The organism is Pseudomonas sp. MAFF 730105 (assembly GCF_055380705.1).
In genome coordinates, this window is the sequence record NZ_AP018438.1 from 3,370,512 (window position 1) to 3,383,821 (window position 13,310).

Here is a 13,310-nt window from a genome sequence, read left to right on the forward strand (position 1 = left end):
GTCAAGGACGTCAGCGACTTGCCCCTGCTGTTACTGGACCGGCACCGGGTGCTGCTGATTCTGGTGAACCTGATTCGCAATGCCAGGCAAGCACTGGAAGGCGTGAGCGATCGCAGCCCGTGCATCACGTTTGGCGCCTTTCTCGCTGATGGGCCGGTCCTGCGGATTACGGTGACCGACAACGGCAATGGGATTGGGCCAGAGCACCTGAAGCGTATCTTTACCCATGGGTTCACCACTCGCAAAGACGGTCACGGATTCGGCCTGCACAGCTGCGCGCTGGCGGCGCAGGAAATGGGCGGCAGCTTGACCGTGCACAGCGACGGCGCCGGACAGGGTGCAACCTTCATCCTCGATATCCCGCTTGAGGGCACTAACGCCAGTGAAGTATCCGAACCAAAGCGGGCGAACGAGTAGGGCGAAAAGGGTCTATCCATTCAGAACCAGCGACATGTCCGGGTATCTATCGCACATGAAATCGACAAAGGCGCGCACCTTGGGCGCAGCCAGGCGCCGGGAGGTATGCAGGATCCACAACGCTGGCTCCACACCTGATACGGTGCCCCATTGAACCAGCTCGCCACGCGCTAGCGGGCCCCATGCTATGGACTGTGGGATGAGTGCCGCGCCGCCACCGGCGATGGCTGCATCGCGGACCATCAGGAACGACGAAAAGCGCAGTTTCGGGATCGGCTCCAGAATCAGTTGTCCTCCGTCGAGATTCCACTGGGTGGGCTGAAAAGTCGTCGTGACGATGCCGGGCACGGATCTGATTGCGCCGGGCGCCGGCTTGGGGATTTCAGGTGCAGCCACGACCACCAGCCGGTCCTTGGCGAAACACCGTCCGACCAGATTGCTGTCCGGGCTCGGGTTGATCCGGATGGCGACGTCGAACTGTTCTTCCACAAGGTCCACTGCGCGGTCTTCCGCCGTGACTTCAATCTCGATTTCTGGGTAGGCCGCGCAGAACTCGGCGCCGATGCGCCCCATCGCAAGCTGGGAGAACAGGACCGGAGCGGCCACCCGCAGGTGCCCTCGGGGTGTCGAAACGCCTTCGCGTGCCGCCGTCATGGCTTCGCAGACTTCACTCAGCAGGCTCTCCGTTCGCGACATCAGACTCTCGCCGGCTTCGGTCAGCTTCAGACCACGGGCACTGCGCTCGATCAGCCTCACACCCAGTTGTTCTTCAAGATCGCTGATGCGTCGCGACAAGGTGGCTTTGGACATACCGCTCGCGCGGCTTGCCTTCCCCAGTCCCCCATTGGTTGCGACGAGGATGAAGTCGGTCAGTGAGTTCAGGTTCATGGTGTTCCATATATGAAACGAGGTGTCTGGATTTTGAGGTCTTCGTTTCTTGAGTGCAACGGAATACTTTCTCTTCGTCGTCATCTCAATGACCCGTCCAGATACTCACTGCAGGAGATTCAAAATGAGCATTCTCGTTGTTGGTGCCACTGGCACCGTTGGTTCACTCGTTGCCCAAGGCCTTGCCAGCGCGGGCGCCGAAGTCAAGGCGCTGGTGCGCCAAGCGGGCAAGCGCGATTTCCCCGCGGGTGTCACTGAAGTCGTCGCCGACCTCACCGACGTCGCTTCGATGCGCGCCGCGCTGGCGTCGGTGCGTACGCTGTTTCTGCTCAACGCCGTGACGCCCGATGAGGTGACCCAAGCGCTCATCACGCTGAACCTCGCTCGGGAGGCGGGCATCGAGCGCATCGTTTACCTGTCGGTGATTCATGCCGACACGTTCACCCAGGTTCCGCACTTCACCGGCAAGCATACGGTTGAACGCATGATCGAAAGCCTCGACATCCCCGCGACCATCCTGCGTCCGGCTTACTTCATGCAAAACGAAGGCATGGTCCTGCAGACGATTCAGAACTACTCGGTATACCCGATGCCGATCGGCTCGGCGGGCGTTTCGATGATCGATGCGCGTGACATCGCCGATGTGGCCGTTGCAGAGCTGCTGCGACGCGACAGAGCACCTTCTGCCCTGGATCGGGTGACGCTGGAGTTGGTCGGGCCCCAGGTCCTTACCGGAGCCTCCGTGGCGAGGATCTGGAGTTCGGCCCTGGGACGAGACATCGCCTACGGCGGTGATGATGTAGCGGCCTTTGAAGGGCAACTGGCTGCGTACGGCCCCAGCTGGTTGGCGTATGACATGCGCCTGATGATGGAGGGTATCCAGACGTTTGGCATGCAGGCGGCTGAAGGCACCGTGGAGCGGCTGCAAGCCCTCATTGGACATCCGCTGCGTACTTATGAAGCCTTCGTGCGCGAGGCGGTTGCCGGGGCATAGGTCGTTACAAAAAGAGGAGTGGTTTGCGTGGTTGAGTCGACGAGTAATGCGAGGGCAGCCTCACCAGAGAAGTAGCCGAGCGTCCAGGTAAACTGATGCCATCGCTGTAGGCGGATGGCATCAGTTGCTGCCTGCGGCTAACGTCATTCCGCCGGTGGTTTGTACCCTGCAAGCATTTTCAACACCTCATCATGTGAACCGCTCGCTTCAGCAAACCGTAATGGCTTGGCGCGCTCGACAATAAGTTCCCGTGGGGTCGGAGATATCTCGAGCAGTTCGAAGATCTCATCCAAAAACGCCTCCAGAGGCATTGCGTGCTCGTCGTTTTCCTGTCCCAGCAAAGTGGTACGTACCCCCGGCGGCGCAAGCTCGATCACCTCGACTGACGAATCTTCCAGTTGAACTCGAAGACTTTGGGTGAACGAATGAACTGCCGCTTTGGTCGCGCTGTAGGTCGGCGTGGCGGGTAGCGGTACAAAGGCCAATGCTGAGCTGACATTCACTATCGTGGCACTGGGTTGCTTGATCAGCTGGGGAGTCAATGCATACACCATGCGAATCGTGCCAAGCAGGTTCGTTGTCACGATATCTTCGGCAGTGGTCAGGCTTTCGCGATCAGTCAGATCCTCCCAGTGCATGATCCCAGCGTTGTTGATAAGGACGTTCAGGTTCGGATGGCTGATCGCAAGCGCTTCACTGTTGCGCTGGATGGATTGTGGATCGGAGACGTCCAGCAATACTGATTCAATGCCGGGATGTTCCGATACGATCTTGTCGAGCAGAGCCTTGCGACGCCCCGCGATAATGACTTTATTGTCCGCCTTGTGAAGCCTGAGCGCCAGACCGAGGCCGATGCCTGAGGTACTGCCGGTAACCAGAATCGTGTTGCCTGTGCTGTTCATAGTAAACTCCAGAAACGCCATTAAGCGGACAAGCGTCCACTTCAAAGACATTACCGGACACCTGTCCGCTTAGCAATGAAATAAAGTGAAGGAAATATCTGCTCATGACTGACGAGTTGGTAATGCGTTCTGATGCCAAGAGAAACCGTGAACGGATATTGGAGGTCGCTGTGCTGGAGCTGACTCGCGATCCTGCGGTTCCGTTGAGCACCATTGCAAAGAAGGCCGGGGTGGGACAGGGCACGTTCTACAGACACTTCGCTACCAGAGAGAAGCTGGTATTCGAGGTTTATCAATTCGAGATGCAACAGGTGGCATCGTTGGCAGAGCAACTCCTGGCGACAAAGACTCCCAAGGAGGCGCTCCGGGAGTGGATGGACTGCCTGGCTGAATATGCAATGACAAAAGCAGGGCTCGCTACTGCGATACAACAAGCTTCGTCTATTTACGAGTTCCCAGGGAAGTCGGGATACGCTCCAGTCCAAGAGGCTGCCGAGACGCTTTTGAGGGCAAATGAAAAGGCCGGCACGATTCGTAGCGGGATTACTAACGACGATTTTTTTCTAGCCATTGCCGGAATCTGGCAAATGGATTCCCAAAGCGAATGGCGCCCACGGCTCGCCAGATTGATGAACCTGGTGATGGATGGTCTGTGCGCGGGCAGCCCCGAGAGCCTGGAGAAAAACCCGTAGCCTAGGGCAGCCATAATGCCAGCGACGTTGTTGAGCACTCATGTCCCCGATTTTGTGACACCACGAGACTTGGGAAACACCACCGGTCATCGCCATTTTGAAGCGGAATGACCGGGGCGTTTCGCGGACTATTTTTCCGCCAGCAATGCCTTCCTCCCGGCCTTTTCGTGCTTCATCGCGGCGATTTCATGCTCGCAGGCTTCGACATCGAATGAGTTGTCCCACTTGGCAATGGCGATGGTGCCGATGCCATTGCCAATCAGGTTGGTCACGGCCCGCGCTTCGTTGAGGAACCGGTCGATGCCCAGGAGCAATACCAGGCCCACCAGGGGAATGGAGTGGATGGTCGTGAGCGTTGCGGCCAGCGTCACAAACCCCGCACCCGCCACGCCAGCCGAGCCTTTCGAGGTCAGTAGGAATACACCCAGCAGAATCATCTGATCCACGAAGGTCAATGGCGTGTTGGTTGCCTGGGCGATGAAGATGGCGGCCATGGTGAGATAGATGCAGGTGCCGTCAGCATTGAAGGTGTAGCCGGTAGGCAACACCATGCCCACCACCGATTTTTTGCAGCCAAGCTTTTCCAGCTTCACCATCATTCGTGGCAACACGGCTTCGGTTGAGCAGGTGCCAAGCGTGATGAGAATTTCATCCTTGAAATAGCGCAGGAACTGCATCAGAGGCATCCCCGACCATCGGGCCACTGCACCCAGGACGACCACGATGAAAATCAGGGTGGTGATGTAGAGCGCCAGCAACAACTGGCCCAGTGAAAGCAGGGTACCGATTCCATATTTGCCGATGGTGAACGCCATGCCGGCACCGGCACCGATCGGGGCCAGGCGCATGACCATTGCGACGACCTTGAACAGGCCCTGCAGGAACAGATCGATGGTGTTGATCAGCGGCTTGCTGGTTTCGCCCATTTGAACCAGGGCTACACCCATCAATACTGAAAGCAGGATGACCTGAAGCATGACGCCATTGGAGAATGCGCCCATGAAGGTCTGGGGGATGATATTGAGAAAAAACTCGATGATGCCGCCTTGCTCACTGGCGGCCTGGCTGTACTTGTTGATGGCACTGGCATCAAGCGCGTTGGCATTGATGTTCATCCCTACACCAGGCTTGACGATGTTGACCACGATCAGGCCGATGACTAGAGCGATGGTTGAAAGAATCTCGAAATAGATCAGCGCTTTTACGCCAATACGCCCGACCTCTTTGATACTGCCCATCTTCGCGATGCCTACGACGACCGTACCGAAAATAATCGGCGCCAAGAGCATCTTGATCAGTTTGATGAAGCCATCGGCAAAGGGCTGGAGCTTGGCACCGATATCAGGCACGAAGTAGCCGATTGCTGCACCGATTACGATGCCGATCAGCACTTGCACATACAGCTGGCCGTACCAGCGGGACTTGGAAGTTTCCACGGAAGCACCTCATTTTATTGTTGTGATGGGCATGTGGCGTGGCGTCGGTGGGTACGCCAGAGTGTCGCGGCCTCGTTCAACAAGGCCGCAGATCAGGGGGATCAGCCTTCGCCCAACTTGCGCATGACGGCATACAGGGCAGACTTGGCTTCGAAGCCAACCCCTGGAATGTCCGGCAGGCCTACGTAGCCATTCTCGACACGGATGCCGTCAGCGAAGCCGCCGAAAGGCTGAAATACATCAGGGTACGATTCGTTGCCGCCCAGGTGCAGGCCGGCGGCGATGTTCAGGGACATCTGATGACCGCCGTGAGGAACCACGCGGCGCGAAGACCAGCCCATTTCCTCCATCACCTTCAGGGTGCGCATGTACTCCACAAGCCCGTAGGACAGCGCGCAATCGAACTGCAGGTAGTCGCGATCAGGGCGCATGCCGCCATGGCGCAGAAGATTGCGGGCATCCTGGTGGGAGAACAGGTTCTCCCCGGTCGCCATTGGCAGTTCATAGTGATTGGCAAGCTCGGCCTGGAGCGCATAGTCCAGCGGATCGCCAACCTCTTCGTACCAGAAGAGGTTGTACTTCTTGATGGCTTCAGCGTACGCAATACCGGTCTGAAGATCGAAACGACCGTTGGCATCGACCGCCAGGCGACGACCATCGCCGACCACTTCAAGTACTGCTTCGATACGACGAATATCTTCGTCCAGCGGCACCGCGCCAATCTTCATCTTGACGACGTCGTAGCCACGGTCCAGATAGCTCTGCATTTCTGCCTTGAGTTTGGTTTGATCCTTGCCAGGGTAGTAGTAGCCGCCCGCTGCGTAGACCCAGACTTTGTCATCTGCCACGCCGCCACGGTAACGGTCGGCCAGCAGGCGATACAGCGGTTTGCCTTCAATCTTGGCGACGGCGTCCCATACCGCCATGTCGAGGGTGCCGACGGCGACCGAGCGCTCACCGTGTCCCCCTGGTTTTTCGTTGGTCATCAGGGTTTTCCAGATGGCAAACGGGTCCAGGTTGTTGTTTTCATGGTCGACGAGCGTATCGGGATCCGCTTCGGTGACACGTGCCAGGAAGCGATCACGCATCAGTGCGCCTTGACCATAGCGGCCGTTGGAGTTGAAGCCGTAGCCAATGACGGGCTTGCCGTCGCGAATCACATCCGTGATGACAGCGACGACCGAGCAGGTCATTTTGGAGAAGTCGATGTAGGCGTTGGCAATCGGAGAGGCAATGGAAACTGTTTGTTCACGGATGTCGACGATACGCATGACGGGTCCCTCTTGTTGTGTGTGAGGCCACGTTATGCTTTGCGACGTTACCCGCCCAATGCTATTAATGCCGCACCCTATGCACAGGAGGCATGGCCCCTTGGAACTCGTCTGGCTCGAAGATCTTTCAGCACTGGCGGAGTACGGCAGCTTTGTCCGCGCGGCTGAAGCACGCCATGTGACTCAGCCGGCCTTTAGTCGCAGAGTCCGTTCGCTGGAGAATTGGATGGGGGTGGAGTTGTTCGTGCGCACGCCACAAGGCGCCACCTTGACCGAGGCAGGCCGGCAGATTTTGCCCAGCGCTCAGGAAGCGGCCAGGCAGCTGTATCGAATGCGCAACGAGGCGCAAGAGGTCGCTGGCATGGCAGCCAGGTCGCTGCAATTCGCGGCCACTCACTCGCTGTCATTTACCTTTTTCCCCAAGTGGCTTCGAAGCTCAGAAAATGGCGCCCCAATTGAGGCCGTGAAGCTGCACTCAGACAGCATGGCTGCCTGTGAGCAGATGCTGATACATGGTCAGGTTCAGTTTCTGCTCTGCCATCGCCATCCGGACGTTCCGCCTTTACTGGCGCCTGACCAGTTCATCAGCAAGAAGGTCGGTGAGGACGTTCTCGTGCCTCTCGCGAGTGCTTCCACTCACTTCGGTACCTCGCCTGCGACGTTGCCATACCTCGCTTACACCCATGAGTCCGGACTGGGGCGCATCGTCGCCCACAGACTGCGTGGCAAGGAAGACTACCTTCACCTCAAGCCACTTTTCAGCAGTCATCTTGCAGCGGTACTCATGTCCATGGCCCTGGAAAGCAAAGGTGTGGCGTGGTTGCCCAAGAGCCTCACCGAGCAGGAAGTCCTGGATGGGCGCTTGGTCAGAGCGCTCGACGAAAGCTGGGATATCCCCCTGGAAATTCATCTGACCCGCCCAAAAGCAATGCTCAGCCAGGCTGCCGAAGAGTTCTGGGGAAAAGGCGGGTAGGGACCCCATGCGACATTCATAGAGCTTTATGACTTCAAGCGGTTGGAGCAGGTCGTGGGTGTCCTGTGCCCAAGCAGGTCGCGCAGGCGCTTGGATGCAGCTAGCTGTCCATCATCTCGGCCGCCTGCTGGGTCGCCTGGCTGGTTCGAGTGGCCAGCTTGCGCACTTCATCGGCGACCACCGCAAACCCGCGACCGGCTTCGCCTGCTCGCGCCGCCTCGATGGCGGCATTCAACGCCAATAGGTTGGTCTGGCTGGCAATGCCCTGGATGGTTGCAACAATCTGCGTCAACTTGGTGAGGGTTTCTTGCATCACCCGATGTTGTTGCGTCTGCGCTTCGCGCAGGGTGCTTTCTTCATGGTGGGCATGGATGTCAGTGATGGCGCCCACCACCCTTTGTGGGGAGCCGTCCCGTGCGCGGCGCGTTTGCCCACGGCCGCGAAACCAGCGGTAAGTGCCATTTTTGTGTCTGAGTCGATAGTCCACATCGAAGGGGGTCTTGCCGCTGCGGTCATCAACATGGGCAACGAATGCGCCGATGGCTCGTGCGCTATCGTCGGGATGCAAGCGTGAAGTCCAGCTTTCCAGCGTGTTGGGGAACTCCTCAACCGTGTTGTACCCCAGTAGTCGGCGCATTTGCGAGGACCACCAAATAGTATTTTTCGGATTCGCCGGGTCACCGGCCACCACCTCGATATCCCAAAGCCCGTCGTGCAGCATTTCCCGGGCAATGTCGAAGCGTGTGGCCGCCAGTTCGAGCGCTTCGTTATGCAGGTACTGTTCATGAATATCACGAACGACCCCTCCGATGGCGAGCGCTGCGCCTTGCGCATCGCGCCGCGAGGCACCGCTGATCCTGTACCAGCGATAGTCGCCAGATACCGACTTCATTCGCGCGTCCAGCGCAAAGGCCGTCTGCCCGCTACGATCGGCAAGGTGCCTGGCGAGCGCTGTCAGATGCGTTTGCCGGTCATCCGGATGCAACCGTTCGCTCCAATCGCCGAGCTGATCGATAGTTTGGGCGAAGTTCGACGCGGACCCCATCCACGTCATCGCAGATTCCGGCGCAGGTGCACCGGTTCCATCCAGTGTCAGCTCCCAGAACAGTTCACCTGCGCCCTGTGTGATGACTGCCCAGCGCGCCTCCCGTTCCCGCGACAGCCTGTCATGGCAGGCCAGGCGCTCTTCCAATTGATTGACGTCCAACGTCAGTGCGTGTGCCTGCTCCTTGAGGGTTCTCCGCTCTTGCAACAGTTGCTCGACGCTTGCCAGGATACGACGCAATAACGGGTTGTTGGACGACAGCGGCGTGCTCGCCTGGTCAGGCTGTTCCAGCCTGTCGGCGAGCGGCACCAATACCCAGCGAGTGGTTCGGCTGAAAAAAAGCATGGGATACCTCTACCTCGGTCAAATGGGATCAGCCTGAAAAGGATTGTGTTGGCGCCGATAAAGCCTGGGAGTCAAAAGCCGTCGCCCCCGGCAGGGTCTGCCAGACCAACGGGCCGGCGGCTATTTCCTGAACACTCAGCAGGCAGTCGTCGAGCTCGCGCTGCAAAAGATGGGTATCCAGATCCTGGCCGATAAAGACCAACTCCTGCCGGCAATCGCCGACAATCCTGTCCCACTTGGCGGTGATGCTCTGCAACCGATACTCATCCTGCGGCCATTGCGACTGCTCGATGAAGTTCCACCAGCGCCCGACATAGTCCCACTGGAATTGTCTGCCGCTTTGCACCAGCAGGCCGATTTCGAGGTGTCGGCTGGCGAGCCAGAAATAACCCTTGCTGCGCAACAGGCGTCCGTTACGCCAGGGGCGCTGTAGAAAATCGAGCAATCGCTGTGGGTGGAACGGGGCGCGCTCGCGGTACACCCAAGACGTTACGCCATAGGTGTCCGACTCGGAGGCCGGTGCGTCGCTGCCCTCCATTTGTTTCATCCAGCCAGGCGATAACGCCAGGCTGGGTAAGTCAAACAGATGGGTGCCGAGAATGTGTGATAACTCAACGCTACCGTGAACCATCGGCATGATCCGCGCGGTCGGATTGAGGCCGGCGAGGATGGCCTGCACGGCCTGGTAACCAGGCTTGTCGAACAGGTCCAGTTTATTGACGAGAATGACGTTGGCGTATTCCACCTGCTCGATCAGCAGATCCGCCAGATGGCGTGCAGGCATGCCCGCCTGTGCATCGTCGCGGGCCACGAGGTCCGGCGACTCGAGCAACGCCTGGAAGCGACTGCCATCGACCACCGTCACCAAGGTATCGAGCCGCGCCAGTTCGCTGAGGCTGAAGCCTTCTGCGTCAAGAAACGCGAACGTCTCGGCAACCGGCATCGGCTCAGAAATTCCCGTGGACTCAATGAGCAGGTAGTCGAAACGCTGCTGGCGTGCCAGGGCACTGATCTGCTCGAGCAAATCGGCGCGCAGCGTGCAGCAGATACAGCCATTGCTCATCTCGATCAACTCATCGCGGCCACGGTGCAGCGCCACGTCGCGCTGCACCTCTTCGGCATCGATGTTGACGTCGCTCATATCATTGACGATGACTGCCACCCTCAGGCCTTCGCGATTGCGCAGGATATGGTTGAGCAGGGTGGTTTTGCCGGCGCCGAGGAAGCCGGAAAGCACGGTCACCGGCAGTCGGCCCGCCTGGGCGCCGTCAATCATACGTTCACCGCTCGCGAGCTGGCGGCCTTGTCCAGGTAGCTTTCGAACAGGTCGACCACCACGAAACCGTCATCGGCTGCCTCTCCCCACAGGTCTTTCACGCGGAACTCGACGTGATAGGTTGGCTGATGCGCTGCGCTCAAGTCGCCATGACCAATCGCATCCGGGAACGGCCATTTTTCTGTTGTCCGGTGCAGAACCACGCCTTCCTTGCCGCGCACGTAGCCCGGCATGCGGATATGTCCGGCCACATGCTCGTCGCGCACGACGACCCGGTCGCCCACCTCAAAGGGTGGTCGACCGGTGATCGCCGGGCGACCTTGCGCATGCGCGGGATTCGCCAGCTTGAAGTGAGAGCCCAGCGCCTGGTCGAGCTCCGCCTGGGTGATGACGCCCGTTTCGACCAGCAGTGTGGCGGTAGCGATCACATAGCGTTCGTAGTACTGGGTGCCGACATGTTGGCGGACATCCAGGCGTTCGACGGCGTGGCGCACTTCGTCCACGCTGAACTTCTTCAAATGATCGACACCGATAAACATCAAACTGTAGGCCAGGTGCTCCCAGTCCTGCTTGAACACGGGTTGGTAGCTCAGGCTGTTGATGGTATGAGGGACTTTGCCAAAGCCTTGAAACCCGCCGAGATCGTGAAAGCCATCCATTGTGAATACCTCTGAAAAGTGAAAGAAACAAAGTGTCCGGGCTACGCTACTTGCGGTAGCGCCACGCCGATGAGGACATCCTTGGTGATCAATTTTCGAAGCGCTTCTTCATCCATGGACTCGCTCCCCTCCGGCCTCACAGGGAGCACCAGGTAGCGACTTTCGGCGCTGGTATCCCACACCTTGACGGTGACCTCGGCGGGTAGCTCCGTGCCCAGTTCCCGTAGGACGGTGCGCCCTTCGCGAACCAGTCGGGCACGGAATTCGAAGCCCTTGTACCACTCCGGCGGCAAGCCCAGGACGGGCCAATTGGTGCAGGAGCACAGACTGCACACAATCACGTTTTTCACACTGGGCGTGTCTTCCAGCGCAACAATGTACTCACCCTGCGGGCCGGTATAGCCAAATTGGGCGCACGCGGCGGTACCGTCCTTGAGCAGCAGTTCGCGGAACTGCGGGTCCACCCAGGCCTTGGCCACCACCCTGGCACCGTTCTCCGGACTCCATTCGTGTGCCATCAGTTGTGTCATGTGCTCGATGTAACCGTCGGGGATCAGGTCCTTCTGTTTGAGCACTTGCAGTAGCGCCTGTGCGCGCTCGCCCGGCGTGGATGTGTTTTTTTCATGTGTAGTCATCAGTGACTCCTCATCGTTGGACTTCAAGGCAGCTTGGCGGCTTATTCTTTTTGCGCTGCGTGGGACGTACCGGCTAATTGTTTTTCCAGTCAACCGCCGCCTCGAATGCCGCGGCAGCCTGGTAAATCGTGCCTTCGGCGTAGTGCTTTCCAACCAGCATCAGCCCGACAGGTAAACCTTCCACAAGACCGCAGGGAATCGACATGGCCGGATGGCCGGTGATGTCCTGGGCGGAGGCGTTGCCGATCATTTCCAGCGCTCGGGCCACGTACTCGGTGATCGAACAACCCGCCTTCGGGTGGGGCTGGGCAATGATCGGGACGGTAGGCATCACCAGCAGGTCATAGCGCGCCAATGCCGCGTCATAGGCGGAGCGTGCATGGCGCCTGAGGTTTTGCGCCTTGGCGTAAAAGCGACCGTTGTAACGCTCCAGACCGTATTGCCCGACAAACATGCACAGTTTGAGAGAGGCGGACAGGTCATTCGCCTGATCGCGCCATCCGGCTTGCTTGTCTAGCAACCCGAGGTCATACAGCCCTTGCCAGTTAAAGCCGGCCCCGTTGCCGTGCATCATCTGCATCGTCAGGCCCTCACAGCCGATGGGGTGCCACAACGAGCCGGCGATCTTGTGTTCAGGCACCGATACCTCTTCGACATGCGCGCCCAGCCGCGAAAACACCGCGATAGCATTGCGTACAGACGAGGCCACGCGCGGGTCCTGGTTGGGCAGTTCAAAACCTTCACGCAGGATGCCGATCTTCAGCCCGCTCACACCGCGTCCCAGGTAATCGCTGTAAGCGTCGATCTGGGGCGCGGCTTGTCGCGGATCGAGCCCGTCCGCTCCCGCCATGACCTCCAGCATCAGAGCGTTGTCCCGCACGTTTGCGGTGATAGGGCCGGCATGATCGATGGTCGCTTCGATGGCCATGATCCCGGTGTAAGGCACCAGTCCGTGGGTCGGCTTCATCCCGTAAGTGCCGCAGAATGCCGAAGGTATCCGGATTGACCCCCCCTGGTCGCCGCCGACTGCCAGGTCGACTTCGCCCGTGGCAACCAGCGCTGCGCTGCCGGAAGACGAGCCACCCGAGGCAAACCCATGGCGATAGGGGTTGTGTACCGGCGCAGGATCGGAGGTATGGCTACCACCGGAGAGGCAGTAATGTTCACAGGTGGCTTTGCCGAGGATCGTTGCTCCGGCGTCGAGCAAACGCGTCACCACGGTGGCATCGAATGACGGGACGAAATCCTCCAGCGGTGCGGCGCCGTTCATCATCGGGACACCGGCCAGAGAAATGTTGTCCTTGAGCGCGACGGTCTTGCCGGCAAGCTTGCCCGAACCGGCGCCCATCACCTCAGTCCTGTAGTACCAGGCGTTTAGCGGATTATCCGTGCTCGAAGGGCGATAACCAGCACTGCGCTCGTAACGCACTGAAGGGATGAAGTCTGGCAACTCATCGACGAGATCGTAGGCATCGAAACTGGATTGCATCAGCGCCAGGTATTCGCTGGCTTGCTCGGGTGTCAGCTGCATGTGCAAGCGGCTGGCGAGATCCTGCACGTGTTCGAGAGTCGGGCGGATGATGGCCATGGGGTGTCCTGTGTCCTGAGCCAACCCGTAGGGCTGGCAATGTCTGTTCAAACGTCATCTCGGGGATGCCCGGGCGCGGTGTGCACGATTGGCGAGCCGTGGCCGGGATTGGTATCAAGCTATCTCCACAGATTGAGCAGTGCTTGGCTGAGGAGGACAGTCGCTTGGTTGAGCGGGACTCGCTTGCCC

General features: G+C 59.0%; 11 protein-coding genes and 3 pseudogenes. 4 read left to right on the plus strand and 10 right to left on the minus strand.

Translation table 11 applies throughout. The features are described 5' to 3' along the window. Positions 1–48 precede the first annotated feature (48 nt). A pseudogene (locus tag PCOSP_RS14800) lies at positions 49–417 on the plus strand (ATP-binding protein); the annotation flags it as partial. 12 nt (positions 418–429) lie between these two features. Here PCOSP_RS14800 and PCOSP_RS14805 read toward each other — a convergent pair. After that, positions 430–1,305: a LysR family transcriptional regulator gene (locus PCOSP_RS14805; RefSeq protein WP_464708800.1), complete on the minus strand. Its 876-nt coding sequence runs from the start codon at positions 1,303–1,305 to the stop codon at positions 430–432. Between the two features lie 124 nt (positions 1,306–1,429). On the opposite strand from PCOSP_RS14805, the gene PCOSP_RS14810 reads away from it, so the two are divergent. After that, positions 1,430–2,299 (plus strand): NmrA/HSCARG family protein, encoded by an 870-nt coding sequence (locus PCOSP_RS14810; protein WP_464708802.1) that lies wholly within the window; start codon positions 1,430–1,432, stop codon positions 2,297–2,299. A 143-nt stretch (positions 2,300–2,442) separates the two neighbouring features. Here the strand turns inward: PCOSP_RS14810 and PCOSP_RS14815 are convergent, their stop codons facing one another. After that, complete coding sequence (locus tag PCOSP_RS14815) at positions 2,443–3,201, minus strand: SDR family oxidoreductase (RefSeq protein ID WP_464711938.1); 759 nt, start codon at positions 3,199–3,201, stop codon at positions 2,443–2,445. A 104-nt stretch (positions 3,202–3,305) separates the two neighbouring features. Between PCOSP_RS14815 and PCOSP_RS14820 the strand changes: the two genes are divergently transcribed. Next, positions 3,306–3,893, plus strand: a complete 588-nt coding sequence (locus tag PCOSP_RS14820; protein WP_464708804.1) for a TetR/AcrR family transcriptional regulator — start codon at positions 3,306–3,308, stop codon at positions 3,891–3,893. Positions 3,894–4,021: 128 nt separating this feature from the next. Here the strand turns inward: PCOSP_RS14820 and dctA are convergent, their stop codons facing one another. Beyond that, positions 4,022–5,329 (minus strand): C4-dicarboxylate transporter DctA, encoded by a 1,308-nt coding sequence (gene dctA, locus PCOSP_RS14825; protein WP_464708806.1) that lies wholly within the window; start codon positions 5,327–5,329, stop codon positions 4,022–4,024. Between the two features lie 101 nt (positions 5,330–5,430). Continuing rightward, a complete protein-coding gene (locus PCOSP_RS14830) occupies positions 5,431–6,600 on the minus strand; it encodes a mandelate racemase/muconate lactonizing enzyme family protein (protein ID WP_024778540.1) in 1,170 nt (389 codons plus the stop codon). A 100-nt stretch (positions 6,601–6,700) separates the two neighbouring features. On the opposite strand from PCOSP_RS14830, the gene PCOSP_RS14835 reads away from it, so the two are divergent. Then, positions 6,701–7,573, plus strand: coding sequence for a LysR family transcriptional regulator (locus PCOSP_RS14835; RefSeq protein ID WP_464708808.1), 873 nt, complete (start codon positions 6,701–6,703; stop codon positions 7,571–7,573). Between the two features lie 109 nt (positions 7,574–7,682). On the opposite strand, the pseudogene PCOSP_RS14840 reads toward PCOSP_RS14835, so the two are convergent. The 6 genes and pseudogenes from PCOSP_RS14840 to PCOSP_RS14865 form a co-directional block, all read right to left on the minus strand. Continuing rightward, positions 7,683–7,967: pseudogene (locus tag PCOSP_RS14840) on the minus strand (methyl-accepting chemotaxis protein); the annotation flags it as partial. Next, positions 7,953–8,963, minus strand: a pseudogene (locus tag PCOSP_RS14845) (PAS domain-containing protein); the annotation flags it as partial. The pseudogenes PCOSP_RS14845 and PCOSP_RS14840, both read right to left, overlap by 15 nt. Before the next feature lie 28 nt (positions 8,964–8,991). Then, positions 8,992–10,239 carry a GTP-binding protein gene (locus PCOSP_RS14850; RefSeq protein WP_464708810.1) on the minus strand — a complete coding sequence of 416 codons (1,248 nt, stop codon included), beginning with the start codon at positions 10,237–10,239 and terminating at the stop codon, positions 8,992–8,994. Further along, positions 10,236–10,898: a nitrile hydratase subunit beta gene (nthB, locus tag PCOSP_RS14855; protein WP_175363385.1), complete on the minus strand. Its 663-nt coding sequence runs from the start codon at positions 10,896–10,898 to the stop codon at positions 10,236–10,238. Before nthB ends, PCOSP_RS14850 begins: the two co-directional genes overlap by 4 nt. Before the next feature lie 41 nt (positions 10,899–10,939). After that, entirely contained in the window at positions 10,940–11,533 is a 594-nt protein-coding gene (nthA, locus tag PCOSP_RS14860; protein ID WP_175363384.1) for a nitrile hydratase subunit alpha, read from the minus strand. Positions 11,534–11,606: 73 nt separating this feature from the next. Continuing rightward, entirely contained in the window at positions 11,607–13,121 is a 1,515-nt protein-coding gene (locus PCOSP_RS14865) for an amidase (RefSeq protein ID WP_464708812.1), read from the minus strand. Positions 13,122–13,310: the final 189 nt, after the last annotated feature.